Annotated in this window: 31 protein-coding genes and 1 pseudogene; 18 read left to right on the top strand and 14 right to left on the bottom strand. The window is 32.6% G+C overall.

The features are described from left to right. The first annotated feature begins 3 nt into the window (after positions 1 to 3). From nadA to ACTYBU_RS03995, 3 genes are all read left to right on the top strand, one after another. Entirely contained in the window at positions 4 to 1107 is a 1104-nt protein-coding gene (gene nadA, locus ACTYBU_RS04005; protein WP_445487345.1) for a quinolinate synthase NadA, read from the top strand. Positions 1108 to 1303: 196 nt separating this feature from the next. Then, on the top strand, positions 1304 to 1723 hold the full coding sequence (locus ACTYBU_RS04000) for a hypothetical protein (RefSeq protein ID WP_445487343.1): 420 nt from the start codon (positions 1304 to 1306) through the stop codon (positions 1721 to 1723). 132 nt (positions 1724 to 1855) lie between these two features. After that, positions 1856 to 3325, top strand: coding sequence for a sigma factor-like helix-turn-helix DNA-binding protein (locus tag ACTYBU_RS03995; RefSeq protein WP_445487342.1), 1470 nt, complete (start codon positions 1856 to 1858; stop codon positions 3323 to 3325). A gap of 52 nt (positions 3326 to 3377) precedes the next feature. Here the strand turns inward: ACTYBU_RS03995 and ACTYBU_RS03990 are convergent, their stop codons facing one another. Continuing rightward, positions 3378 to 3509, bottom strand: a complete 132-nt coding sequence (locus tag ACTYBU_RS03990; protein WP_445487340.1) for a hypothetical protein — start codon at positions 3507 to 3509, stop codon at positions 3378 to 3380. 261 nt (positions 3510 to 3770) lie between these two features. Here ACTYBU_RS03990 and miaA point away from each other — a divergent pair, with 261 nt between their 5' ends. The 8 genes from miaA to glnA all read left to right on the top strand — a co-directional run bounded on the left by miaA (position 3771) and on the right by glnA (position 10966). Further along, a complete protein-coding gene (gene miaA, locus ACTYBU_RS03985) occupies positions 3771 to 4715 on the top strand; it encodes a tRNA (adenosine(37)-N6)-dimethylallyltransferase MiaA (protein WP_445487339.1) in 945 nt (314 codons plus the stop codon). 46 nt (positions 4716 to 4761) lie between these two features. Continuing rightward, on the top strand, positions 4762 to 4998 hold the full coding sequence (gene hfq / locus ACTYBU_RS03980; RefSeq protein ID WP_445487337.1) for an RNA chaperone Hfq: 237 nt from the start codon (positions 4762 to 4764) through the stop codon (positions 4996 to 4998). Between the two features lie 144 nt (positions 4999 to 5142). After that, complete coding sequence (locus tag ACTYBU_RS03975; protein ID WP_445487335.1) at positions 5143 to 5268, top strand: hypothetical protein; 126 nt, start codon at positions 5143 to 5145, stop codon at positions 5266 to 5268. Beyond that, positions 5228 to 6166, top strand: a complete 939-nt coding sequence (spoVK, locus tag ACTYBU_RS03970; protein WP_445487333.1) for a stage V sporulation protein K — start codon at positions 5228 to 5230, stop codon at positions 6164 to 6166. Before ACTYBU_RS03975 ends, spoVK begins: the two co-directional genes overlap by 41 nt. A 348-nt stretch (positions 6167 to 6514) precedes the next feature. After that, positions 6515 to 7753: a GTPase HflX gene (gene hflX / locus ACTYBU_RS03965; protein ID WP_445487331.1), complete on the top strand. Its 1239-nt coding sequence runs from the start codon at positions 6515 to 6517 to the stop codon at positions 7751 to 7753. A 24-nt stretch (positions 7754 to 7777) separates the two neighbouring features. Next, a complete protein-coding gene (locus ACTYBU_RS03960) occupies positions 7778 to 9046 on the top strand; it encodes a methionine gamma-lyase family protein (RefSeq protein WP_445487330.1) in 1269 nt (422 codons plus the stop codon). A 126-nt stretch (positions 9047 to 9172) separates the two neighbouring features. Next, the gene (locus ACTYBU_RS03955) at positions 9173 to 9592 is read left to right on the top strand and encodes a MerR family transcriptional regulator (RefSeq protein ID WP_445487328.1); all 420 of its coding nucleotides are present in this window, start codon (positions 9173 to 9175) and stop codon (positions 9590 to 9592) included. A 36-nt stretch (positions 9593 to 9628) separates the two neighbouring features. Beyond that, the gene (gene glnA, locus ACTYBU_RS03950) at positions 9629 to 10966 is read left to right on the top strand and encodes a type I glutamate--ammonia ligase (RefSeq protein WP_445487327.1); all 1338 of its coding nucleotides are present in this window, start codon (positions 9629 to 9631) and stop codon (positions 10964 to 10966) included. 67 nt (positions 10967 to 11033) lie between these two features. Here the strand turns inward: glnA and ACTYBU_RS03945 are convergent, their stop codons facing one another. Continuing rightward, positions 11034 to 12221 carry a tyrosine-type recombinase/integrase gene (locus tag ACTYBU_RS03945; protein ID WP_445487325.1) on the bottom strand — a complete coding sequence of 396 codons (1188 nt, stop codon included), beginning with the start codon at positions 12219 to 12221 and terminating at the stop codon, positions 11034 to 11036. Positions 12222 to 12546: 325 nt separating this feature from the next. Between ACTYBU_RS03945 and ACTYBU_RS03940 the strand changes: the two genes are divergently transcribed. Beyond that, the gene (locus ACTYBU_RS03940) at positions 12547 to 12732 is read left to right on the top strand and encodes a hypothetical protein (RefSeq protein ID WP_445487323.1); all 186 of its coding nucleotides are present in this window, start codon (positions 12547 to 12549) and stop codon (positions 12730 to 12732) included. Here the strand turns inward: ACTYBU_RS03940 and ACTYBU_RS03935 are convergent. From ACTYBU_RS03935 to ACTYBU_RS03910, 6 genes are all read right to left on the bottom strand, one after another. Beyond that, positions 12716 to 13681 carry a DUF6414 family protein gene (locus ACTYBU_RS03935; protein WP_445487322.1) on the bottom strand — a complete coding sequence of 322 codons (966 nt, stop codon included), beginning with the start codon at positions 13679 to 13681 and terminating at the stop codon, positions 12716 to 12718. The two genes, ACTYBU_RS03940 and ACTYBU_RS03935, sit on opposite strands and share 17 nt — an antisense overlap. A 38-nt stretch (positions 13682 to 13719) precedes the next feature. Beyond that, entirely contained in the window at positions 13720 to 15039 is a 1320-nt protein-coding gene (locus ACTYBU_RS03930; RefSeq protein ID WP_445487320.1) for a hypothetical protein, read from the bottom strand. A 79-nt stretch (positions 15040 to 15118) separates the two neighbouring features. Then, a complete protein-coding gene (locus ACTYBU_RS03925; RefSeq protein WP_445487319.1) occupies positions 15119 to 15934 on the bottom strand; it encodes a hypothetical protein in 816 nt (271 codons plus the stop codon). A 25-nt stretch (positions 15935 to 15959) separates the two neighbouring features. Beyond that, a complete protein-coding gene (locus ACTYBU_RS03920) occupies positions 15960 to 16541 on the bottom strand; it encodes an ImmA/IrrE family metallo-endopeptidase (protein WP_445487317.1) in 582 nt (193 codons plus the stop codon). Between the two features lie 50 nt (positions 16542 to 16591). After that, the gene (locus ACTYBU_RS03915) at positions 16592 to 17254 is read right to left on the bottom strand and encodes a hypothetical protein (RefSeq protein WP_445487316.1); all 663 of its coding nucleotides are present in this window, start codon (positions 17252 to 17254) and stop codon (positions 16592 to 16594) included. A gap of 107 nt (positions 17255 to 17361) precedes the next feature. Continuing rightward, the gene (locus ACTYBU_RS03910; protein ID WP_445487314.1) at positions 17362 to 17799 is read right to left on the bottom strand and encodes a helix-turn-helix domain-containing protein; all 438 of its coding nucleotides are present in this window, start codon (positions 17797 to 17799) and stop codon (positions 17362 to 17364) included. A gap of 169 nt (positions 17800 to 17968) precedes the next feature. On the opposite strand from ACTYBU_RS03910, the gene ACTYBU_RS03905 reads away from it, so the two are divergent. Next, positions 17969 to 18217 carry a helix-turn-helix domain-containing protein gene (locus tag ACTYBU_RS03905; protein ID WP_445487312.1) on the top strand — a complete coding sequence of 83 codons (249 nt, stop codon included), beginning with the start codon at positions 17969 to 17971 and terminating at the stop codon, positions 18215 to 18217. 67 nt (positions 18218 to 18284) lie between these two features. Here the strand turns inward: ACTYBU_RS03905 and ACTYBU_RS03900 are convergent, their stop codons facing one another. The 4 genes from ACTYBU_RS03900 to ACTYBU_RS03885 all read right to left on the bottom strand — a co-directional run bounded on the left by ACTYBU_RS03900 (position 18285) and on the right by ACTYBU_RS03885 (position 21759). Continuing rightward, the gene (locus tag ACTYBU_RS03900; protein WP_445487311.1) at positions 18285 to 18428 is read right to left on the bottom strand and encodes a hypothetical protein; all 144 of its coding nucleotides are present in this window, start codon (positions 18426 to 18428) and stop codon (positions 18285 to 18287) included. Positions 18429 to 18455: 27 nt separating this feature from the next. Beyond that, positions 18456 to 19526: a hypothetical protein gene (locus ACTYBU_RS03895; protein WP_445487309.1), complete on the bottom strand. Its 1071-nt coding sequence runs from the start codon at positions 19524 to 19526 to the stop codon at positions 18456 to 18458. A gap of 625 nt (positions 19527 to 20151) precedes the next feature. Further along, positions 20152 to 21417: a Y-family DNA polymerase gene (locus ACTYBU_RS03890; protein WP_445487308.1), complete on the bottom strand. Its 1266-nt coding sequence runs from the start codon at positions 21415 to 21417 to the stop codon at positions 20152 to 20154. Between the two features lie 12 nt (positions 21418 to 21429). Then, positions 21430 to 21759 carry a YolD-like family protein gene (locus ACTYBU_RS03885; protein ID WP_445487307.1) on the bottom strand — a complete coding sequence of 110 codons (330 nt, stop codon included), beginning with the start codon at positions 21757 to 21759 and terminating at the stop codon, positions 21430 to 21432. A 107-nt stretch (positions 21760 to 21866) separates the two neighbouring features. Here ACTYBU_RS03885 and ACTYBU_RS03880 point away from each other — a divergent pair, with 107 nt between their 5' ends. The 4 genes and pseudogenes from ACTYBU_RS03880 to ACTYBU_RS03865 all read left to right on the top strand — a co-directional run. Further along, entirely contained in the window at positions 21867 to 22088 is a 222-nt protein-coding gene (locus ACTYBU_RS03880; protein WP_445487305.1) for a WYL domain-containing protein, read from the top strand. A 10-nt stretch (positions 22089 to 22098) separates the two neighbouring features. Continuing rightward, positions 22099 to 22314 carry a hypothetical protein gene (locus tag ACTYBU_RS03875; protein ID WP_445487302.1) on the top strand — a complete coding sequence of 72 codons (216 nt, stop codon included), beginning with the start codon at positions 22099 to 22101 and terminating at the stop codon, positions 22312 to 22314. Positions 22315 to 22761: 447 nt separating this feature from the next. Continuing rightward, positions 22762 to 23052: a hypothetical protein gene (locus tag ACTYBU_RS03870; RefSeq protein ID WP_445487301.1), complete on the top strand. Its 291-nt coding sequence runs from the start codon at positions 22762 to 22764 to the stop codon at positions 23050 to 23052. A 377-nt stretch (positions 23053 to 23429) separates the two neighbouring features. After that, positions 23430 to 23946, top strand: a pseudogene (locus ACTYBU_RS03865) (transposase zinc-binding domain-containing protein); the annotation flags it as partial. On the opposite strand, the gene ACTYBU_RS03860 reads toward ACTYBU_RS03865, so the two are convergent. After that, positions 23917 to 24285 (bottom strand): hypothetical protein, encoded by a 369-nt coding sequence (locus tag ACTYBU_RS03860; RefSeq protein WP_445487299.1) that lies wholly within the window; start codon positions 24283 to 24285, stop codon positions 23917 to 23919. The pseudogene ACTYBU_RS03865 and the gene ACTYBU_RS03860 overlap by 30 nt on opposite strands. Before the next feature lie 429 nt (positions 24286 to 24714). On the opposite strand from ACTYBU_RS03860, the gene ACTYBU_RS03855 reads away from it, so the two are divergent. Then, positions 24715 to 25812: an L-dopachrome tautomerase-related protein gene (locus tag ACTYBU_RS03855; protein WP_445487298.1), complete on the top strand. Its 1098-nt coding sequence runs from the start codon at positions 24715 to 24717 to the stop codon at positions 25810 to 25812. Between the two features lie 151 nt (positions 25813 to 25963). Here the strand turns inward: ACTYBU_RS03855 and ACTYBU_RS03850 are convergent, their stop codons facing one another. After that, positions 25964 to 26263, bottom strand: a complete 300-nt coding sequence (locus tag ACTYBU_RS03850) for a spore coat protein (RefSeq protein ID WP_445487296.1) — start codon at positions 26261 to 26263, stop codon at positions 25964 to 25966. Positions 26264 to 26265 lie beyond the last annotated feature (2 nt).

Raw genomic sequence — 26265 nt, 5'->3', positions numbered from 1 at the left:
GCAATGAGTATTCTTGAACAATTACAAATAAATAATAAACAAATTCCAGAACATTATTTGAAAATGTCTACAGAAGAATTAGAAGATCGAGCTTTTAACATAAAAAATAAATTGGGAAAAAGACTGTTTATCCCAGGTCATCACTATCAAAAAGATGAGGTTATCCAATTTTCTGATACAACAGGAGACAGCCTAAAACTTGCTCAGGTTGCCGCAGAAAACAAGGAGGCAGAGTATATTGTTTTTTGTGGCGTGCATTTTATGGCAGAAACAGCGGATATTTTAACAACAAAACAGCAAAAAGTATATCTTCCTGATATGCGAGCAGGCTGTTCGATGGCCGATATGGCGGATATTTATCAAACAGATCGAGCTTGGGGCAAATTGCAGCAGCTTTTTGGAGATACGATTATACCGCTAACTTATGTGAATTCAACGGCAGCGATCAAAGCGTTTGTCGGTGAAAATGGAGGAGCAACTGTTACGTCTTCGAATGCAGAAAAAATGGTTTCCTGGGCATTTACGCAAAAAGAAAGACTGCTATTTTTGCCGGATCAACACTTAGGTCGAAACACTGCATTTCAATTGGGTATCCCATTAGAAAATATGGCAATTTGGAATCCAATTACAAATGAGTTGGAATATGAAGGCTCATTGGAAAAAATTCAAGTGATCCTTTGGAAAGGACATTGTTCTGTTCATGAAAATTTTACCGTGAACAATGTTGCGGAAGTAAGAGAACAATTCCCTGAGATGAAAATTATTGTTCATCCTGAATGTAGACACGAAGTAGTGCAATTAGCAGATTATGCTGGTTCAACCAACTATATTATTGAGCGCATTCAAAATGCTCCACCGAATACCTCCTTTGCCATTGGGACGGAAATGAATTTAGTAAAGCGGATAATAAAAGAACATAAGGATAAACATATTATTTCATTAAATCAAAATATGTGTCCATGTTTAACAATGAATCGTATTGATTTGCCTCATTTTGTATGGTGTTTGGAATCATTGGAGACAGGATTTGAATCAAATCAGATTATTGTGGAAGAACCTGCTGCCAGCAATGCTCGATTAGCATTAGATAGAATGCTGACTATTTAATAAAAGGATAAATATTTGATAGAATACTAATTAGAGTAAAATAGAATTGTTTGTGGAAAACGGTTGATGAATCATTCATCAACCGTTTTTTTTTGCATTATTTTCAAATTTTTTGTAACTTTTTATACTGCTCATTCGTTCAAATATATATAAATACAAAAATCTTGGAAAATAGTAAAGGAGATGGGAGAAGAAAATGTGGATAACAATATTTTTGCTGCTGATCTTTTCCATCGCACAATATCTAAATATCGCTCATCCAAAGGAACCACAATTAACAAGAGTAGATATAGCCAACCAACAAGACCATAAGAATAAGATGATTGTCGATAATCATGCGTTAATAGAATTGCAAGGAGTTTGGGAAGATGCTTTATGGGAAGAGTCTAAACGAAATATGGCAAGAGTAGAAGATGTTGATATTCGCCTCTTTTATGAGTACAAGCCGGATTTTCCAAAAAATATTGAACAGTATAAAATCTGGTTTTCCATGAATGGAAGCACAGAAATCATTAATCCAATTGAAAATACATATGTAAAATTAGAAGGCGAGACTGCAAAAAAAGTACAGAATATACTTTTGAATAAAACGGTCGAAAAAACAGCAACTCCTTAAAAAAGTAGCAAATTCATTACAAATAACAATATATATAATGGAAGGGTGTCATATTTTTATTATAGAATAATGATAATTTATGGGTAATGCTTTAAGATAGGGGTAAAAAGAGGGGGGAATTTACTACCTACAATGCCAAATGAAAGCGGGGAAAAAATTAAGTTGTTTTTTTATAAAAATAAGCCAGTTAAAAACATACATTATTTAATAGATGAATTATACGAAGTCGCCTATCTATTATCAGGAAATCAAACAGTATCCTTACAATTAGCAGAATTTTGTTCTTTAAAAACAAAACTTCCATTATGGAGAACAAAAAAGGAAGCTTGCCTACATACTCTTTGGAAAGAATACAAAAAACAGACAAAAATAAATTCGTCTATTCATGTCCTGTTTCAAGCAAGTAAAACACCACTCTTAAAAAACTTGCAAAAACTTTCAGCACGAGAACGGATGATTATTATTCTTCGTTATTATAAAGAATATCCGATTGAAAAAATAGCAAAATTTTTTTTGTTATCAGAAAATAATATAAGGAGGCAGCTGCTTCATGCGATTCCTCTATGGAACGACAAAAAAACTTCGATTAGCCTAGATCAGCTTCCCTTATTTTTTCAAAAGGAAATTGCTCAACTGGAGTTTAAGCAGGTTGAAAATAATATCATTCATCATACTAGCAATGTTCTATTACAATCTACCAATTCCAAAAAAAAGGTGTATTTCTGCAGTGGATTGATTGCATTATCCCTTTTCTTCGGAGGTTCGATTGATGATCCATTACTTGCTAAATCAAGAGTGAATCCAGGACCAGATATAATAAAAATTTATAAAGAAGGTACTACAGTTCAGCAAGTGGATAAGAAATTAAAGGAACTTGGCTTTTCTGACTGTTTTGTATATTCTGACTATCAATCCCATATCCTTTACATTTCAACAGAAAATAAAGAAGCGAATAAAAATCAAGAAAAAATAAAATCCAAAGCGGCAAATGTCTTGCAAGAAAAAAATTGGGATTTTACCATCAAGTTTGAATATCATAAACCATATGATGAAAAAGCGGAAGAAGAAGGAATGGATCCAGCTGCAAAAGCACAAGAAGAACAAGATAGCAAGATTTTGGATGAGTTGTCACAAAAAGTAAACTTTAATGTAGGGGAAAATATGGATGAGGAAGGGACAACGAATTGGGAGGTATATGTTTCGGATGATATAAGTAATGAAAAAGAAGACGAAGTTAGAATTACTATTCAAAATATTTTAGACAAATTTAATAATAAAGGAAAGATTGTATTTATTTATCATGATCAAGGAATAGCTGAAAAATCACAAAGATGGTATCCATTAGTCGAATGTATTTCTGAAGGAATAGCCCAAAATCCAAGTTATTCCTATGATAGTATAAATTTAGAGTTTAAAAATAGTCAAGTAGAAATAAGTATACTTACCAATTTGTTAAAGGGAGCAAAAGGGAATACTTCAGCTGCCGAAGAAATTACGAGGGGAATTAATAAGTTTCTGCAGGATAAGAATATAAAAGAAATGATAAAAGACGATAGATATACAATAAATATCCGTTCCATGGGAGGATCTAAGATTGAATAAGAAAATCTGTAGAATAGAATTGTTAAACTCTGCTTACAGATTTTCATTCTAGCTATTTAGAAGAAGGGTTTTTCTCTTCCAAAAATTCTCCAAGCTCATCATCAAATTCAAGGTATTCATCGGAAGAAAAAAAATCGTCCTCTTCTTGGTTCACGTTAAATAAGTTAAATAATTGTTTGATCATATGGTTTCATCCTTATAGATTATAATATTTAAAACATTATTTTCTTTATTAGGATAACCGTTCGATTCTTTCTTATACGAGATGATGCAAATAGTTGTGATCATAATAATTAGGGAAAAAGTTTCTTTCGTAAAAGATGGTATAGACGATTAGAATCAAGGCAATAATGCATAAATATTAACCAATAGATGCTTTTATGATAAAATATATTCAATAGTCATGCATTAAAGACTAAAATGCAGAAAAAGGCAGTGGAATGGATTGACAAAAAAAGAAAAAGTAATTGTTTTGATAGGTCCAACAGCTGTTGGCAAGACAAAACTCAGCATAGAATTGGCAAAACGTTTTAATGGTGAAATCATCAGTGGTGATTCTATGCAAATTTATAAAAAAATGGATATTGGAACAGCCAAAATTAACCAAGAAGAAATGGAAGGAATTCCACATCACCTTATTGATATAAAAAACCCTGATGAACATTTTTCTGTTGCTGAGTTTCAAACATTAGTACGAGAAAAAATTTCGGAGATTACAAATCGAGGGAAAATTCCGTTTATTGTAGGCGGAACAGGACTATATATTCAATCTGTCTTGTATGATTACCAATTTCAGGAAACGCCGACAGATATCAATTATCGGCAGCAACTGGAATCTTTTGCACAAAAAGAAGGTTCAGAAGCCATCCATGCTGAACTAATGATAAAGGATTCAGATTCGGCTAATGCTATTCCGCATCAAAATGTCCGTCGTGTTATTCGGGCGTTGGAAATATTTCATGTAACAGGAAAAAAAGCGTCAGACTGGCAGAAAGAACAGAGCCAGGAATTATTATATGATGCAGAAATAATCGGTCTTACCATGGATCGGGATTTATTGTATAACCGGATAAATGAACGAGTCGACAAAATGGTGGAAGAAGGACTTGTAAAAGAGGTTAAAAATCTCTACGATTCTGGTTTGAAAAATTGTCAGTCGATTCAAGCCATTGGCTATAAGGAATTATATAAATATTTTGATGGATTTCTTTTATTTGAAGATGCTATAGACGAACTAAAACAAAATTCAAGACGTTATGCAAAAAGGCAATTAACTTGGTTTCGCAATAAAATGAGTGTAAAATGGTTTGATATGACAGATAGCGTCAAAAACCATGGCATTAGAAAAAAAATAATGGAAATTTCGACCTATTTGGAAGGAAAGCTATAAAGAAAAATAGAATACATAGTATTAGAGAGAAAAGAGGAGGATTTTCATGAAGCAATCAGTTAATATTCAAGATCAATTTTTAAATCAACTACGAAAAGACGGAACTAGTGTAACTGTATTTTTATTAAATGGATTTCAAATTCGTGGATTAATAAAAGGGTTTGATAATTTCACTGTATTATTTGAGTCAGAAGGAAAGCAGCAATTAGTATATAAACATGCTATTTCCACCTTTTCGCCATTAAAAAATGTCCAGATTGATTTAGAAGGAAATCAAGCATAAATAGGAAGAACTTCACGTAAACATGATACGTGAAGTTTTTTTATGTAAAAATTATCCCTAAACACCATCCTTCTGGATAAACAAACATCTGTTTCAGCATCCATATTAAAAACCAAAAAAAATTTTTAATGAATGGATTAATAGATGAATATATATATATGGGGAACTGAAGGAAATACGTATACACAAGTAATAGCAGTAGGCTTCTGTCCCTTAGGAGGTGTAGCTTTTGGAACATCCAATAAGGATGAAAAACAATGGACAGATTAGTGTTGTTATTAATTCGCAAAAAAAGAAGGTTCTGCCAAGAGAACTGCCAGAATCGAAAACAATCCCTCAAAAATTACCTAATGAACATGCTGCACTTAGGGAAATAGAAGATGAGTTAGGAACGCTTATCGGGATGGATGAAATGAAAAAAATGATTAAAGAAATATATGCTTGGATATATGTAAATAAAAAAAGAGAAGAAAATGGTTTAAAAACAGGAAAACAAGCACTTCACATGATGTTTAAAGGAAATCCTGGCACCGGAAAAACAACCGTTGCAAGGTTAATCGGCAAGCTGTTTCAAAAAATGAATGTATTATCAAAGGGTCATTTAATTGAAGCGGAAAGAGCTGACTTAGTTGGGGAGTATATTGGCCACACTGCACAAAAAACAAGAGATTTAGTAAAAAAAGCATTAGGAGGCATTTTATTTATAGATGAAGCGTATTCGTTGGGCAGAGGAGGAGAAAAGGATTTTGGCAAAGAAGCGATTGATACGCTCGTAAAGCATATGGAAGATAAACAGCATGAATTTATCTTAATTCTTGCAGGATATTCGCGTGAGATGGACTTTTTCTTATCATTAAACCCTGGACTTCATTCGAGATTTCCTCTTGTTATCGACTTTCCCGATTATACAACTGATCAATTAATGGAAATAGGAAGCCGTATGTTAGAAGAAAGAGAGTATACATTAAGTCATGAAGCTGAAAAAGCATTAAAAGATCATTTAAGTTCCATTCGAATGATACAACAGCCAACCTTTTCCAATGGCAGATATATTCGAAATATTATCGAAAAATCGATAAGAGCACAAGCAATGAGGCTGCTTATGCAAAGCAATTATGACCGTTATGAATTAATGACCATTAGAAGCAATGATTTAAAGCTAGAGTAAATAGAGGAACAGAAAGATGGAATTAAACCGAAGTTTGAACGCTAACATAATAGTTAGTGTTTTTTTAACTATGTATTTTAAATGCTCGAAATGAATATAAGAGCAAAAAAAATAGTATTTTGTTGCATAATGTCACTTTTTTTAGATAATGGATCTTGTGTTAAAAAAAGCTGTTTTTCATGAATATAGTATGCTACTGTATATTATCATAGCTGGGTATAATAGAAATGAATTTTCAATATAAAAATAATAAAAGTTTTAATACGATAATAAGGGATATATCGAGAAAGAAAACGTTTTTTTTGTTATAATAAACTGCAAGAATCCTGTGGAAAGAAGGTTTGCTTATTGAATCAAGCAAAAGAAAAAGTAATTCTTGTTGGGTGTCAAACAACAGAAGAGACAACAAGGTATGAGTATTCAATGGAAGAGCTGGCTTCTTTAACGGAAACGGCAAATGGTGAAGTGGTTGCTTCCCTTATTCAAAATCGCGACCGTATTCACCCATCGACTTATATTGGAAAAGGAAAAGTAGAAGAACTAGAAGCTTTAGCAGAAGAATTGGAAGCAGACATTATTATTTTTAATGATGAATTGTCTCCAAGCCAAGTTCGAAATTTATCAAAGAAAATGGAAGCAAGAATAATTGATCGTACTCAGCTGATTTTAGATATTTTTGCTGGAAGAGCTCGTTCGAAAGAAGGGAAGCTTCAGGTGGAGCTTGCACAGCTTCAATATTTATTGCCGAGGCTTGGTGGACAAGGTATACAGCTCTCTAGATTGGGTGCAGGAATTGGAACAAGAGGACCAGGAGAAACAAAATTGGAATCGGATCGGAGACATATACGCCGAAGAGTCGATGACATTAAAACACAACTTCAAGTAATTGTTCAGCACCGGGACCGATACCGGGATCGAAGAAAAAAGAATCGTGCCTTCCAAATTGCTCTTGTAGGCTATACAAATGCTGGAAAATCAACCTTGTTCAATAGGCTGGCAGAGGCTGATTCTTTGGAAGAAAATATTTTGTTTGCAACCCTTGACCCAATGACTCGAAAAGTGATTTTGCCAAGTGGATTTACAGCATTAATGACAGATACAGTTGGTTTTATTCAAGATTTGCCAACAACCTTAGTTGCTGCATTCCGATCTACATTAGAAGAAGTAAGGGAAGCTGATTTATTGCTGCATGTCGTTGATATGTCAAACGAAGAATATTATCAACATGAAGAAACAGTACATAAACTGCTGGAAGATTTAGATATGCCACTGATTCCTCAGTTAACCATCTATAATAAAAGGGATTTGATGCATAAAGAATTTGTACCTACTTCCAAAACAGAAAGTATTATTATATCCGCTTTGGATCAGGAAGATCGAAATAAAGTAAAACAAACGATAGAAAAAATCATGATTGAAAATATGGATTACTATGAAGTGGAAGTTAAAGCCAGCAATGGGAAGCTTCTTTCTCAATTGAAAAATGAAACCATTTTGCGTAGTTTACATTTCGAAGAAGAAAAACAACATTATGTGTGTAAAGGATATGCATTAAAAGACCATGCTATCTCTGCAAAATTAATTTAAAGGGATAATTGATAGGAGAAATAAATGTACGAACAATTAACATTTGGAACAGAACTGAAATCACTCGTGGCTGAAGTAGAACACCAAATTAGCTTCGTCCATAAGCAAATTGAAGTAAACATCGATCGAAATCAATTTCGTGTACTAGAAAGCTTTCAACAGAATAAAGTAAGTGAATCACATTTTATTCCTTCAACTGGGTATGGCTATGACGATACAGGAAGAGATACCCTTGAAAGAATCTATGCCGATGTATTTGGAGGAGAGGCAGGACTTGTCCGACCGCAGATAATTTCTGGGACTCATGCAATCAGCATTGCGCTGTTTGGAGTTCTGCGCCCTGGTGATGAATTATTATATATGACCGGAAAACCATATGATACATTAGAAGAAATAGTTGGAATAAGAGGAGACGGTGTTGGTTCATTAAAAGAATTTAATATATCTTACAACAGCATCGACCTGCTTCCAAATGGGAGTGTAGATTATGACAAATTGAAGGCAAGCATTAAACCGAATACAAAAATGATCGGGATTCAACGTTCAAAAGGGTATGCAACTAGACCTTCATTTACCATCTCGGAAATAAGCGAAATGATTTCATTTGTAAAAGAATTGAAAAATGATGTCATTGTGTTTGTGGATAATTGTTATGGCGAGTTTGTTGAACTGCAAGAACCATGCCATGTGGGTGCAGATTTAATGGCAGGATCATTAATAAAAAATCCTGGAGGAGGAATTGCCAAAACTGGCGGTTATATAGTGGGAAAAGAAGAGCTTGTTAAAGCTTGTTCTTACCGAATGACATCACCGGGAATTGGCGCAGAGGCAGGCGCTTCACTCTATAGTCTGCAAGAGATGTATCAAGGCTTTTTCCTTGCTCCCCACATTGTTGGGCAAAGTTTAAAGGGAGCCGTATTTACATCGGCAATGCTTGAAAAACTAGGCATGAACTCATCTCCCAAATGGAATGCGGAGCGAACAGATTTAATTCAATCTGTACAGTTTGACAATAAAGAAAAGATGATAGCTTTTTGCCAAGCGATACAATTTGCTTCTCCTGTAAACTCTCATGTAACGGCGTATCCTAATTATATGCCTGGATATGAAGATGATGTTATTATGGCTGCAGGAACGTTTATTCAAGGTGCAAGCATTGAATTAACAGCAGATGGGCCAATTCGGCCTCCATATGCTGCCTATGTTCAAGGTGGGTTGACCTACTCTCATGTGAAAATTGCCATAATATTGGCAGTCAATCGTTTATTGGAACAAAACCTTATAGAAATATAAGAAAATGACAGAAAAAACTAGTGCAAGTTACAACAATAGGTGAGAAAGAGTCACATAGGTTGACAACATATCTAACCAAAATTATAATGAAATTGGGTAAATATATATTTAAAGGAGCCGAAAACTATGTCTGGTAGTCAAATTCGTCGGTCGATGCCTCTATTCCCAATAAGTATTGTTATGCAGTTAACAGAGCTGTCCGCTCGACAAATTCGGTACTATGAAGAGCATGAATTAGTGGCTCCAGCAAGAACGGATGGCAATAGACGACTTTTCTCATTAACGGATATTGATAAATTATTAGAAATTAAAGATTTAATCGATCAAGGCGTAAATCTTGCTGGTATTAAGCAGATTTTCTCTGTTAAAGAAAAACATGTATTAACAGATGATGTGAAAAAAGAAGCTGAAAAAGCCCGTCGGGAATTATCTGATGAGGATTTGCGCAAACTATTGCGTAAAGAGTTATTAAATGCTGGACGCTTTAACAATTCAACTCGACCATCAATGCGTCAAGGAGATATGTCAAGATTTTTTCCTAGATAAAGAAACCGCAGACCGTAATTTTTAGGAGGAGAATAGATGGCTAACAACTATACAAGAGAAGATGTAAAAAGACTTGCAAAAGAAAGCGATGTAAAATTTATTCGCCTGCAATTTACAGATATTTTAGGAACAATTAAAAACGTTGAAATTCCAATCAGCCAGCTTGATAAAGCATTGGATAATAAAATGATGTTTGACGGATCATCTATTGAAGGATTTGTCCGTATTGAAGAGTCGGATATGTATTTATATCCTGACTTAGATACATGGGTTGTATTTCCATGGACAGCTGAAAAAGGAAAAGTTGCTCGTCTAATCTGCGATATCTATAATCCAGATGGGACACCATTTGCAGGGGATCCGCGCAATAATTTAAGAAGAATTCTTAAAGAAATGGAAGATCTAGGATTTACTGACTTTAACTTAGGACCTGAGCCAGAATTCTTTTTATTTAAATTAGATGAAAAAGGCCAGCCTACTCTTGAATTAAATGATAACGGTGGATATTTTGACTTCGCACCAACAGATTTAGGGGAAAACTGCCGCCGTGATATCGTATTGGAGCTTGAGGAAATGGGCTTTGAAATTGAAGCTTCCCATCATGAAGTGGCTCCTGGTCAACATGAAATTGATTTTAAATACGAAGATGCAATTACTGCATGTGATCAAATTCAAACTTTTAAGCTTGTAGTAAAAACAATTGCACGAAAACATGGACTTCATGCAACATTTATGCCGAAGCCATTGTTTGGCGTAAATGGTTCTGGAATGCATTGCAACTTGTCCTTATTTAAAAATGGGGAAAATGCATTTTTTGATCCAACGAGAGAGTTGGAATTAAGTGAAACAGCACTTCAGTTTATTGCAGGAATCGTGAAACATGCTACAGCATTTACTGCAATTACGAATCCAACAGTAAACTCTTACAAACGTCTAGTGCCTGGCTATGAAGCGCCTTGTTATGTTGCGTGGTCCGCACAAAACCGTTCACCACTGATGCGCATTCCTGCATCACGCGGTTTAAGCACACGAGTAGAAGTCCGAAGCGTTGATCCAGCAGCTAATCCATATTTGGCAATGGCAACTCTTTTAAAAGCTGGATTAGATGGTATTAAAAACGATTTATTCCCGCCAGCTCCAGTAGATCGCAACATCTACATCATGAGCAAGGAAGAGCGTTTAGCAGAAGGAATTGAAGACTTGCCTGCAACATTAGCAGAAGCATTGGATGTATTAAAACGAAATGAAGTAATGATTGAAGCACTTGGAGAGCATATTACTGCACACTTTATTGAAGCGAAAGAAATAGAGTGGGATATGTTCCGCACACAAGTGCATCCATGGGAGAGAGATCAGTACTTGGAAATGTATTAAGAAGGAGAAGCCTTGGCGCTGTAAGCGTCAGGGCTTTTTTTATTGGGGGCAATAAAAGAGGGGAGGGCTAGTTATTTGTTTTTTGCCCCCATTCTGCCCCCAAAATAATTTTTTTGGTATGATTTTCGAATTTCTCGATAGCATCTTCTTCAATCTTTTTACTGACATGTGTATAGATATCAGAAGTGATTTGCATGGATCCATGCCCCAATGCTTCTTGAATATATTTCATTTCCGCATTGGATTCAAGAAGCAAGACAGCATGTGTGTGACGTAAAGTATGAATGCTTAGGTTTGGTAATCCTGTCTTTTTTAATATCCTCCTAAAGGCATTAAATAATGTTGACTTAGGGATAGTGGAACCGTCTTCTCTGCAGAAAACTAAGTCAAGATTACTTTTATATGCATCCTTTAAACGATAGATATTATTGTTTTGTCTCACTCTGTGTGATTTTAAATCCATGGCTAATCTTTTGGTGATAGGAATTTCTCTAACAGAATGGTATGTTTTTGTATCACCAAATAACTCCTCATCTGATTCAGCTTCATAATCGAGTGTTTGAAGAATTTTAATTCTATTTGATTCCAAATTAACATTTTCCCATTGTAAGGCAAGAGCTTCTCCTTTTCGTAATCCTGTCTCAATCAGAAATCGAAAGAAGATGTAATACGTATAGTTATCAGCAAGAGCAACTTCCAAAAATGTTTCGATTTTATCATATGGAATAAATTTAATATCAGCTTTATTTTCTTTTTCTCTTTTTTCTTTTGCTGAGTAAATGGATACATCTTCACAAGGGTTGTCGTGTACTTTTTTAAGCAACTTTGCTCGCTGCATAGCACCATACATTGTTCCGTGAATAATTTCAACTGTTCTTTTACTGTAGCCTTGTTCAATTAAGTGGTTAATAAACTTTTGATACATTTTATAAGTCAAATCTTCTAAGCGAATATGCTGGAAGTAGGGGATGATATGGTTTTTTATATTTCGTTCATGAAGCCGATATGTATTCTTTGCAATCTTTCCTTCCTTGTATTCCTTCATCCAAAATTCAAGAAATTCAGCAAGTGTTTCTTCGGAAGCTGAATCAAACCCTAAATCTATTGATCGTTTTAATTCTTCATAGGCTTTAACTGCCATAGGTTTCGTTTGATATCCTTGTCTCTTTACTTCACGTTGCTTACCCGTAATTTTGTCCTTATATTTGTGACGAAAAGACCAATTTCCAGGTGTGATTTTTTTGAAACTCGCCATTTTTAAGGTCCTCCTTTGTTTTTCTTTTAATAATATATAGAGAATTGTAACAATGATATAAAGGGGAAGGTACATTTTAATTATAAGAACATATGTTCTTATTGTGAATAGTTGATAAAGTTTGATTGTGGGAAAAATAAAAGAGGTAGTCTAAATGAAATTTAACAATAATAAAAATTTTAATAAAAGTTTTTATTATTATGTATAATGATGGTAGGGGATAGATATAATTAAAATTAAAAAAGAGTAGTATTAGTTTATTTGTCCTGTTTTCTTATAAATAATCCCCAAGAATACTTGGGGACAAAAGGAGAGTGAGTGATAAGTGAAAAATTTACTAAAAGAAACTAAAAGAGAACAAAAGAAATTAAACGATGAGTATGAACTCCTCAAGGAACAAAATAAATTAAGAGCTAACGATATAAGAGCGTCAATTAAGGATAAGTCTATAGAATTTAATGAAAGAAAAATAAACCGATCTAAGTATTTTGATTCTATTCGAAATAAATAGCTATGGGAGTAACAATAATGTCTCCTTTTTTAATTACTCCAAATGATCCTAATAACATATCAGAGAATAAATTTGGTATCTGATCGAAATCTGATACATCTAATACTTTTTCTAAACTTCCATCATAAACTTCGTTTTTTGTACCTATAACTCTTGCTAAAAATTTAACATTTCTAAATGGGTTAGTTCTTAATGAAAGTGATTCAGGTGTAACTCTTAGATATTCTTTTTTTATAATCCCAACTATATCCTCAAATCTAATGATCGAAGAGTTACCAAATATTTTAGAAGCGTAGTTATTATACGTTTTAAACATATTCAACATGTTTAATAATGGCTTTGTCGATTCATATTTATTTATCATTTTTTCAGCAAAATCTACTTTTCCCTGATCATGGGATGTTAATTTTCCTTTCTTTTTTCGTTCTAATATTTCTAATGCTTCAGAGATATCAGAAATAGGTGATCCTTCAGCATATAAAATAAATTGACTCATTGCTTCCATATCAATTACATTAGATTGAAATTCAAAATCAAAAAACTTAAAAGTACTTTCACTTAAGAAAAGGTCTCCTTCAATAAATTCAGGTCCTGTTTTAAGTATTTCTTTTTCTAAAAGTTTGTCTTGTAGAATATCAAGTGCATAATCATGGAATGCTTTGTTTAAAATATCTTTTTGACCGTCTAAGATTGTACGTGATTCGATAGTGGTTTCATTTCCATTATTTTCGAGATTTGAACCTAATAATAATTCCCCACCAGGAAGAATACCTGTGCTTAATTTAGCTTGTGCCCTTAGTCTAGCTTTCTTACCCTTAGCAGATTGTTGACCTTCAGTTTCAGACTCCTGCATATTTTCCTCAAAAGAAAATGAATTAATAATTCCTTCATCTAATTGTGCTAACATCGAATTCATTAAATCTGTATCTAAATATAAAATCTCCTTCATCTCATTCTTCCTTTCTATAGATATTTGTAAAAGTTACGTTACAGGTTTGCGGTCTGTTCTTTTTTAATGTAATTACAAATAATTTCTTTAGAAACAACAAAATTCAAAGTTATTTGTTCCTGATATTGAGTATTTTTGTATATAGAATGGATTGATTGATGAAAAATAGTTATAAAATCATCTATCTCATTTTCATTGTAATAACAAAAGGTAATAGTTGGATATTGAATTTTAGATTGAAGAAAATTGTAATAAATTCCACTTAATATATGATAATCATTTTCGGGGTTCATTCCAAAAAACACTATATGGTTCAAATTAAATTCATTCATTTTAGCTTGTAATTCCTTTAATGTTTCAACTGCAGGTTCAGTAAATAGGAAATTTTTCATAACTAAAGAGTGTATCGCATGATCTAATACTTTAGAAGTTTGGTAATCACCAAGTATAATATTATTGCTATAATATTCAGTATCATTATAGGTAAGTGCATATGATTGAAAGTAAGTGAAACCTTGTTTTTTATCTTCAAAACGTCCATGTAAATAAGTTACTGGTCTTCCAGCAATATGAGAAAGAATTTGATCATAATTCATACTAAACAAGGTTTTAAAGTTGCTTAACCAATCAGATAATGATGAAGTAGAAATAGAATCAATAAATTTTAATTTATTTTTATCAATGGCTTTTCCTTTACCAAATATTATCGTAATCATAAGCAAACGATATAAAATGTAAAACCCATTAAATCTTGTTCTATTCATTACATCACCTGGGGAATTTTTAGGGAAAATACTTTTAGTACCACCAATTGTAAGAATAGATATAAACTTATTAGGAGATTTTTTAAAAGTCTTAAATTCTTCATGGAATTCTATAAGGTTATACAGCCATATTAGTATCGGCCAATGTTCAATGTTAACGTATTTAAATCCTTTTAATTTGCCAATTCTGTATATATTAGCAGTAATTTCTAACATATTTTGTCCGATTTTAAAATGGTCAAGAATGTGTTTATTGTTTTTTAGATAGTTGTTTATATGCTGGTTTTCAGTGATAAAAGCGGCAAAAACCACCCCATCTTCAAATATCTTTTCTAATTGTTGTTGATTCATTGAACGAACATAATTTAATACAGTTTTATAATTATGATTAATTGTTTGTCGAGTAATCGGTTTTGCATCTGGTGAAATTGAAAAGTTACCGTATTTATAAATAGAGAATATGCCTTCTTTTAAAGAATCATAAATATTTCCAAACTGTGGATCAAAGTTCATACTAAAACCATTTCCAATAATAAGACCAGAATTGTTATTTTTTATTGTTTTTTCAAATGTTTCAAGACTAATTTTAGGCATGTTTGATCTCCTTTATGGAATTATTAATAAATTTAATCTAAATATGTTTTTGTTGAAAGATAAGCACATTTTGGGCAATTTATTTTGGATCAATTTCCTCAATAATTTCTATAGGGACATCAGAAAATTGATTAGTTACAAGATAATCAGTTCGATCAATATCATCTTTAGAGATAAGTATTTGGTGATATGGAGGAATAACTTTTTCTTTATTACTGATAAGAATCTTTTTTCCTAATGTTGGGTGCAATATATATACATTTTTAAGAACCTTTCCGTTTTTTAAAGTAATATTACATACTAGTTTGTCTTTAAATAATTCTAAAATTAAGTTTATAGGAAGCGCAGTAATGAGTAGATAAGAAATAGTGAATGCCAATATTTGAATAGAATCAGAGAAACTAGTGACAATGTAACCATATATAAACATTATATGAAAAAGATAATATAAGCTTATAATATAATAAATGAAGCATTCAATTATTCCGAGATTTTTTTTAGTCTTTGTTCTTTTTGGAAGATCCTCAGAATCATAATCACTTGATTTAATTCTTTTTTTCTTTTCTAATTTCTTTTTAAGATAATTGATCCGAATATAAACGTAAAATAAAAAAATACAGCCAATGAAAATAATTAAGTCTACTAAAAGCTGATTATTTTTAAAATATAATATTAATTTATCATTTGGACTAGCTGAAAAACCAACTAAAAGGGGATATACGACTAATGATGCACCATAGATGATAGTTTGATAAACTAATCTAAGTTCTTTACTATATTGGGTTCGTTCTGCCTTAGTTGAAGAAATCAATGTAATAAAACTAGGTACAATTATTAAAACAATAAAACTTATTAAAGCTTTGGAATTCCCTAAACTTTCAATCCATGTTGCCATTTTTACTTCATAACATCCTTTCTCATTACCTTATCCATTCCAAACTCCACAATCGCTCCCGAATCTGCACAAACCCATCCACCTTATGCTGATAAATCAACTCCAACCGATAATGAGCAAACTCTTCGCTGACAAGAAAGTGATCAGCAATGTCACTAACAAGAACCGGTTCGTTTATGGCAGCTACATAAATCTCCTTTAGAAAGCGGTGGGGCATAAGGAGGTAGGCTGCCATTCGTTTTGCCTGGCATTCTAATTTGTTTAGCATGAGCTTGTCTGTCATGAACTGCGACGATTGGTGGGCATAGACATGGCAAAACTCTTCTGCTAAGAGCATTCTTTTTTCTATGGCATCTAAGCCAGGAACGATATAGATCGTGCCACGGCGGCCGATTTTATCTGGAATAGAGTATGATTTTAAGTGTTTTATAGATGCATAGTCTTCGGTGTGGGTAAAATAATTCTGATCGAGTGGTTTAATGATAATACCGTATCGCCAGCAAATATGGTAAAGATCGATTTCATCGGCATATTGATAGTGAAAATGTGAAAGGACCTTGTTTGCTCGTTGTTCCCAATCGTCTATATTTTTTGCTAAAAGCTGCATACTAATAACTCCAAACGTTTAAATTCTTAGTATTTTGATAATTTTTTAGTTTATTCAACTGGTATAAACTTGAACGAATAATGTGCATCAATTACATAATCATCGTCCAAATTTGTAACATATTCTGTTTCGCCATTACTTTTATCAGAATATATAATGGTGTTCACCAAGTTATTTCCAAGTGAATCGTAGACAAATAGATTTCCACCCCTGCCAGCTGCAACAACTTTATATCTTCCAGCCTGTATATCCTTTCCAACAGTAAATTGACCAGCAGGTAATATGATTGGCTTTTCTTTTGTTTCTTTTATTTTTCCTTGTAAGGATGATAATTCATCATTTAATTCAGTTATTTCATTACGTCTACTGTCTATGTCACTTTTTAAAGTAGATAGTTCATTTTCAGCACTTACTTTTTTAGAAATAGCTTCCTTTGCATTAGAAAGTTCATCACTCAACTCTTCTTGCTCTTTTGATAACGCCGAAATATCTTCATTTATTGTAGATAAATGTTGCTGTTTGTTTTTTACAGCTGCAACTAATTTATCATAATTATATTTTTGTTTATCTATCTTTACAGTTGCATCTGTAAGACCTTCTGAATGTCCTATTGAGTGACCTATAAAATACACTATTCCTAATAAAACAAGTACACAGACAACTATTAACCATAAAGGCTTCTTCTTTACTACTTCAATTACATTCGTTTGCATAAAATACCCCCTAAATATGATGAAAGTATGATTCCATTTGATTTCAAAAATAGTTAGTTATTACCATAGGTAAGTTAAAAATTAACACGATTAATTAAATAATCGTGTCAGTCTTCTAATTCTCCAAATCCATCTCCACGTTTTTCGTCATCGTCATCTTTTAAAAACATATCTTTTGCTTTTTGAAGACGGATAAGTTCCTTAATTTTCTTTTCAGGATTTGTTGCAAGGTCATGGAAAAGAATAGGATGTTTTCTAAGTTCTTTAAATATTTCATATTCTTCAGTTGTTAAGGTTATATCTTGTCCAGCAACATTTGCTGTTTCTTCACTTTTTATGTAACCAGCAATTCTCATTAACTCGTCATAATCATACTTAAGAGCATCAGATATCTTCTTTATTGTCTGTGGTTTAGGAATACCTCGTTTACCTGTTTCAATTCTAGACAATTGAGCTGCACTTATTTCAGAGTATAAAGCAACTTGATTCAAGGTTAGACTTTTGGATTCTCTTATTTTTTTTATAAAAGTTCCAAATTCGCTCATACTAATCAATCCAATCAAAGGTATTTATAAATACTTTTATATTAAAACTCCTAATTACCAAAAGGAAATAAAATATAAAAAAAACAATAAAAAGTGTTGCCTTTTGGTAAAATAGATGCTATATTATTCCCATAAGGTAATTACCAAAAGGTAAAGGTGGATTGAAGAGATGACAGTTAATACAGATATATTAGTAAAAGCAGATTTTCTTAGAACGTTTATAAAAGAAAACAATCTTTCTGAGAGTCAATTTGCTGATGTTATAGGTGTAGCACATAGTACGGTTAATCGAATTTTAAACGGAAAAAGAAATCCCGGCAGTAAATTTATAGCTGGAGTATTAAAAAACTTTAATGATTTAAACTTTGACAAAGTTTTTTATTATGAAATGGATTTACCAAAAGGTAATGAAACTTAATCTTATTATATTTATCTATGTGTCAAGTTGGTAGACTTGCTACTAAGTCTACCAACCAAGATGGTTATTACCTGTTTTTTGACATCAATCTAAGAACATCATACAGTCCATCAAGAGAATCGTTCATCTTCATTAATTGAAAGCCGATAAATATAAGTGTGATTAATATTCCAATACATAAAATACTTAAAACGATTTCGAATTTTCTCAAAATTTTTCCTCCAATGTTTTTTGAAAATTAATAAGGAACATAAGCTCGTGCATAGATTGGTGTATCAAATTTTTCTTCGTCATTTTTTCCAATCGTAATTGATGGTGCTCCATATGTTAGTGAGATATCTGAAACAGAAAAAGGTGATGTATTTATTTGATGCACATAAGATCCACTAACTTGAACATTGCTATGTGAATAAGATTTAACATCGAGATTAAAGTAAAAATACATATAATTTTTAAAGTAAGTCACTTTATAATTATAACCTGCATCATAAAAATTATTTCTTAAATTTTGAACTAGACCATCTCCCTCATACCCTTCATTCAACCAATTTCCACTATTTGCACCATAAGTGATAAGTTCATTATAAGTTTTACTTTGTTGTTTTGCATTAACCCCAGTAGATTCATAGTATTGAGAGCCATATCTTTTTGTATGGTTTATAACAAAATCATCTGGATATCTTATAGCAGCACTGATGATATCTTTAGATCTTGTTGCCGGAACTTTTTTCCATTCCAATGTAGTAGAAACTTTCCATTCCTTACTTGCTATTTTAGTAAGTTTTACTGTAATTATTTTATAAGAAGTACTATCTGTACCTTCATCAGGCGATAATGCAATTGAATTATTAATCTTATTTTTTCCTAACTGATTTTGAGTATCATACTTTAATTGTTGCTCAAATTCTTCTTTTGACAAATATTCTACTTTCTCATCCACTAATTCAGGTTCATTTTCTTCGACTAACATAGATTTTGAACTTTTCACTGATTTATCTTTTACTGATTTATCTATAGGAGGAGTTTGATCATATAGATAAGTAGTTTTTACATATTGCTTTAAAACGTTAATTGTTTCTCCGTACATTTCTTTATTTATATCATATTCTTCTGCATTCATGTTTTGAATCTGCTCATCTTCAAAACCTAAACTAATTAATCTATTATAATCTGACTCAGTTATTTCAATACCATACTTGTTAACAAATTTTAAGTTTTCACTTGCTTTCGCCTGTTCAAGATTAAACGAAAAACAAATGGAAATTAGTATTGCGAAAGAAATAATTAGAAGATTTAGTTTTATTCTCATTTTTTGTTTCCCCCATAAAATATAATATAATCTTATTTTTAATTTTTTGTCTCTCTAATGTTGAAAATCTCCTTTCTCTAAAATGAAATAGAATTAATTTTTAGAAAAATCTATTAATTATTAATTGATTTTATTATATTATTCTATAAAAGTAAATAGATTCTAGAAAAGTAAAAAAATGTTAAAAATATACACTCAGGTAGTTCTTCGATTAATTCAGTTGGCAGAGATTGGTCGATTCAATTTAATCCACCACTAGATTGGTGAATATATTGGTCTCACTCTTAAGGTTGTGTTTTTTTGTACATTTTGTGAACAAACAGGAAAATCCACCCACGACAAAGAACCTCCTTAAAATGAAAGGAGGAATGTACATGTGGGATAATCTAATAACCTGCCAAATATGCCGTAAAAAGATTAGAAATGCTGATGAAATAGCTGTTGATTTTGCATGGGGTCTGTGACATTTTGATTGCTATCCGTATCATATTAATACAGCTGTGATGGTAGGAAATTTCAAGTTGATTACGAAGAATAATCCGAAAATTTTCCCTGTCAAAGAAGCAAAGTTTCATCTCCAAAATCAACCAGAAGAAGGGTTAAGAAGACTTCATTAGATATCTTCTTATTTCTTATGACCACCCAATAAGCTTGCTCGATGCAAAGCTGTGCCTCCAGATGTATAGGAAACAGCGCGCAATAAAGAAGCAGGACCAAAACGCTTGCGAATATCGTCTACAACATAACCGATTTTTCTTTTTTTCCATCCGTTATCATCAAAGAGATCAAGCTGCATTTCGTAGTCATTTTCTAATTTAGTAATCGAGATAGAAATTGAACGTACTGTTTGACCACGATAGTTTTCACTCATTAATTCTAAACACACATTGTAAATATCAATAGTAATGTTGGATGGATTTTCTATAGTCCTTGATCTGTGAAAACCGCCTCCAAACTCATTTTTACTATATCCTAGTCCAAAATTTATCGTCCTTGCTGCTTTATTGTTTACTCTTGCTCTTCTAGCGACTTCTTCACACATTTCTAAGATGACGGATTTTATTTCACTTATTTCTTTATAATCACGAAGTAGTATTTGACTTTTTCCATAACTAATTTGTCCCTGTATAATAGGTGCGCCGATTTCAGATAAATCAATTCCCCACGCATGGTGGTACAATTGGTTGCCCATTATGCCAAATTTATTTTCTAAAAGCTTTAAATCATATTTTGCTAGTTGACCGATAGAGAATATTCCCATACTGTTTAATGTTTTCTCAACCCGGCTACCAATTCCCCACATTTCTCGCAAGGGGGAGATTGGCCATAGTTTTTCTTGAATATCCTCGTATGACCATGTAGATATTCCGGAGGGAGATTTTTTTGCTTCTAAATCTAGACATAGTTTTGCTATTAACATATTAGGACCTATCCCGATAGTAGAGGGTAAACCAAAATCAAGCATAATGTCATTTTTAATTTTTTTTGCAATCTCTAAAGGTGTTCCCCAAACTTTCTCTAATCCACCAACATTGAGAAAGCTTTCATCGACTGAGTAGGTATGGACAGAAGATGGTGGAACATACCGAAAAAACAATTTGGTAATTTCCGTCGATACACGGACAAATAATCCCATTCGTGGATTGTGCACTTTAATTTTTGGGTCATCAGGAATCTCAAATAAACGAGATCCTGTTTTAATTTTAAAATCTTTTTTCATCGCAGGAGATGCGGCTAAAACAACACTGCCATTGCGATCGGTGTTCCCGACCACAACGAGATGACAAGTGAGAGGGTCTAATCCTTCTTGGACTGCGATAACGCTTGCATAAAAACTTTTCATATCCACGCAAAGAATAGATCGTTTTGGGAATTGAGTATAATCAAACACAGTTTTTCTCCTTTAATCTTTTTGTATGTTTACTAAGGTGCGGAAAGGAACATAGTGAATGTTATCGTTTTTATCTTGTATACGAAGTTCATTTTTTATATAGTCGATATAGACGGTTCTTCCGAATATGTTTTTGATTGCTCCATTTTTATAAATGTCATATTGAAGGATCAAGTTGTATTCCATGCCTTCTAATAGGAGGATTTCCATTTCTTGAATTTGACTTTCATCTAAAATAGGTTTCTTAATTTTCTTTTCATTGGCTAAAGCTTCTTTAACAGCTGCAACATGTTCCGGCAGCATCATAGCAGTCCATTTTTTCGTTCCACGATCTCTAATCATAACTACATCTCCTTTTAAAAAATAATAACAGAACAATTGTTCGTTTTCAATCTTGTTTTAGAACTAATGTTCGTATATAATATATGCAAAAGGGAGGTAGTTATGTAATGAATCGACAACTTGAGAAAGCATTGCTTGAAAATTTAGCATTAGAAATTATATACGAGAAGAACGATAAGACGTTTTCAAAAAGGACTATTTTAATAAATGATATACAAGCGAATTATATAAAAGCTTATTGTCTTACAAAGAGACAACCACGCATCTTTAAGATCGAGTCCATCTTAGCTGCCTCCTTTGTTACTAAAAACTATAAAATGTATGCATAAGGAGTATATGATGAGAAGAATAAGTAACGAAGTATTAGAAAAAATGGAAAAATTAATTGATACTGTTGTGGAAATTTATGAAGAAGCAAATGGATATCCAGATGATTCAAAAGAAGTTGAATGCCCTGGATGCGGAAAAATGACTACTAATTACTCATGTGCATGGGGGATAAACAAACACGTTCACTTTTATTGTCCACAGTGTAATTTTAGTATGATGCAATAATAGAAAGGAAGCTTTAAGAAGGGCTGTTTTACTGTAGCTTTAAATTTTATCAAGACCTAATTCGTTCAATTATACACATTTAATCACTATGATTAATCTTTTTAATAATTATTACTATTCATTTTCATCGTTTTGCTCTTCAGAAGGTTCTTCAGTTGGATCTGGTTCATCTTCATCAACCCCATTACACCCAAATAGAAATCCTAAGGATAAAATAGAAGACATTAGTAGAAGTAAGTGTTTTTTGCTTTTCAAATTTTATTTCTCCTTTCAAGAAATTTTATTCTATCCTAGTATCAATCTGATCCAAAAAAATTATACCAATGAAGATATTAAGTAAAGCCCAACTCGTTTGAGAAGGGCTTTTTATGTTGTTTTACTAATTGAAAAAATCCATTATTGGTAATACTAAAAAAATCACTTAACCATTACGTAAGGAGAGAAATCATGCCACAACAAAAAGGTGTATATTTAAACAAAAATAGCGAAGAAGAAATTGCTAATCTTAATCGCATGCTAGCAGCATTACTAAACTATATTTCAGATGATACAGAAGAAGAGATAGATATTGATTACATATTAGATAAAACAGAAGGCCTTAGAGATTGGTGGAATCAATACCGTGAAAACAATAAAAAAGAGATTGAGAAAGAAGTTGCAAAAGCTCTCAAGGAATTGTCTTTAGAAGACCTCGAAAGTATCCGTGAACAAATAAAAGAAAAACAGGATAAAAAGTAATTTAACCATAGCAAGGCTCTAATTAAATACTAGATAGAATATTGAATATTATATGTATTAGAATCTTGCCCCCAAATCTGCCCCCATCTTGCCCCCAATTTATGAAAAGCTATTAATAAAAATGAAAAGTATATTTATAGAATGCTTATTATTAGTGGTTTTATTATTGAGGATATTATGAAATGATAAGTTAGGATATGTTCCGCACACAAGTGCACCCATGGGAGAGAGATCAATACATGGAAATGTATTAAGAGGGAGAAGCCTTGACGCTGTAAGCGTCAGGGCTTTTTTGATTGTCTAGGAAATTATAAAATCCATAGTCTTGTGGATAACTGTTCGATAAAATGTTCGTATAATATTAGTGGTGTTTTCGTATGAATCAGTCTAAGAGTGGAATTATCAAACGAATATTAAAGGATCACTTTGATGGTTATTGGAAGATGCACTCCAATCTTTTTCCAGCATCGTATCGCGAAGACATAAAAGAAACCGTAGAGAAAGCGATTAGATGTGGAACTCGTGATTTGGGATATGCTCGTTACGACTGTCTCGGATGTGAAGGTGGTCCTAATCCTGTTTTTGTTTGTTTTACTTGTAAAAGTCGTTTTTGTCATAAGTGTGGTAAAAAATATACAGATGATTGGTCAGATAAACAACAAGAAATGATTTTTAACGTTCCCCATCGTTATGGTATTTACCATTCCTAAAGAATTGAGGAATGTCTTTTTTGAAGCCCGAAAAAAATTAAATGAATTAAGTAAGAAAGTAGCGGATGTATTTCAATTTTATTTTCAACGTAAAAGTAAAAAACGCGATTTACAGGTTGGCATTATCACAGTTATTCATACTTTTAGGCGAGATTTAAAATTTAATCCTCATATCCAGAGAATGAAGAAGTGGAAATAGTATGTCCTTTTTGTAATGGAGCCATGCGAAGAGCGAGAAAAGACCCAAGTGAGGCGCTTTCCATTCTTCGAAAGCGATTCGTTTTACTTTCTTTAAAACATTTTGCATTCCTTGAGTAATATCATGCTCTCCATTATATTTAACACTGTTGATTTTGATATCATGTGGATATTCTTGACGTACTTTATCAAACCAATTGTAAGCTACTCTTAATGCTTCTTTATCTGGATTTATTTTAAATTGTAATTCATCCACGCCAAAAATGGCTTTTTGTTTACCTATGTTTTCTTTTGTCCAGTATTCTAGGTCTATAACAATGTTCACATACGCTCCCTCCTTGTTTTTGTCATTTTTTAGCCAGCAGTTTTTAATCAAATAAATTCAATGGAGATTAATTCAAACTTCTTGATAATATCAGAACATATGTTTGTTTTAAAGGGTTTAATGTAAATTTATTGAGTAATAGTGAGGAAAATTACTTTCTTCAACTAAAAGGGCAGTTTAGCTTAAGTACATTTCTTCACAAAGTTTAAAGGCTTTGTGATTTTTTATAAAAGTTTACTTTGATTCAGGAATATTGAACTTCGCTACCTGATAATTGAATTTTTCTTCATCTGGGGACCTTTAAATTAAATTTCGAAAACAATCTTTTCAATCATCGGTTTCGTATAGAAAACTAGTTAAGAACATGCACTAGAAAAAATATAAATCATATATAGGTGATATCCCGTTTGATTACTTAAGGAGGATATTATGAAACCTATGTTACCTAGTGAAAAATATTTCGGTAATTTAGAACTAGTTTATGCATTTTATGGGGCTATGCCTACAGGTGTTACTGTTTCAGAAACCGGTCGTATTTTCATTTGCTTTCCGAAATGGGGTGATGATGTTAAATTTACGGTGGCGGAAATTGTTGGGGATAAATTGCAGCCTTATCCTAATTTACAAACCAATTTGGTTAACCCCAAGAATATCACAACGACTTTCATCAGTGTTCAAAGTGTAGTGGCTGATGGAAGGGGAACGGTTTGGATATTAGATACAGCGGCACCCAATTTTTCTCAGCCTATTAAAGGAGGGGCAAAATTAGTCGCTGTTGATTTAGAAACCAATACAATAAGAAAAGTATATACCTTTACAGAAGATGTTGTCCTATATACAACTTATCTGAATGATGTCCGTTTTGATTTTCGTGTTGGAAAAGCAGGTTATGCCTATATAACGGATTCTTCTTCCAAAGGACCAGGAGCTATTATCGTCGTAGATTTATCAAATGGAAACGCGTTTAGACGGTTAAATGGTGCAAATTCAACGTCACCTTATCCTTATTTTTTACCGAAAGTAGAAGGTCAAATTTTAATGAATCGAAACAAAGATGGTTCAACTTCTCCATTTAGATTGGCGTCTGACGGTATTGCGATTTCTCCCGATGGAAAGGTATTATTTTTTTGTCCACTAACAAGCCGTCATCTATTCTCGATCTCAACAGAAGCCCTGAGAGACAGAACGATACCGGATCTGGAATTACCTTATCATGTGGAGTATTGGGGAGAAAAAGGTGCGTCTGATGGAATGATCACCGATGCAAAGGGAACTGTTTATGCTGGAGATTATGAAAACAACAGTATCCGTAAAATATTGCCAAATGGCATGATGGAGACTATCGCACATGAACCGAGAATTTTGTGGCCGGATACTTTTTCAATTGGTCCGGATCAATATTTGTATGTCATTGTGAACCAATTACATCGGCAGCCTAGATTTCATTATGGAAAAGACCTACGACAGAAACCTTATAGTTTACTTCGTATGAAAATTGATGAATTACCTGCTCCGACCTTTTCATAATAAAAATAGTCAATAATTATTTTCATTATATAGAGTAAAACAAACTCTAGAAAGCAAGAAGTATTAATTTTATTTACTTCTGCGAAAAAAACTCAAAATGGTTTACCAGGAACAGTTTTCTGGTGATTGTTAAACTGTTCCTTGGAATTTTTTATAATGTCGGTAAGTTCAATGCTGTATTTATATTATTTAAATCTAAACTAATCTGTTCGTTTGTATCCCAAGCGTGATACCATCCCTTTTCTACCATATAAGCAGATATTTGTTCATGCATATCAAGAGCTTCCACTAAATGGCGAGTGAGCATATCTTTAATTTCAGGTGTTCCTGCCTCTGTGACTGCCATTGCATAATTTCTAATTCCACTTTTAGCAGAAATGAGTAAATCCATTGTAACTACTTGGTCGGATAGTGCGTTCATGCCAGTTAAATTTTCAATGATTGGATTCATGT

Source organism: Niallia sp. 03133 (assembly GCF_052663225.1).
Note: the sequence above shows the minus strand (reverse complement) of the source record. Positions and strands in the feature narration are given on the sequence as shown.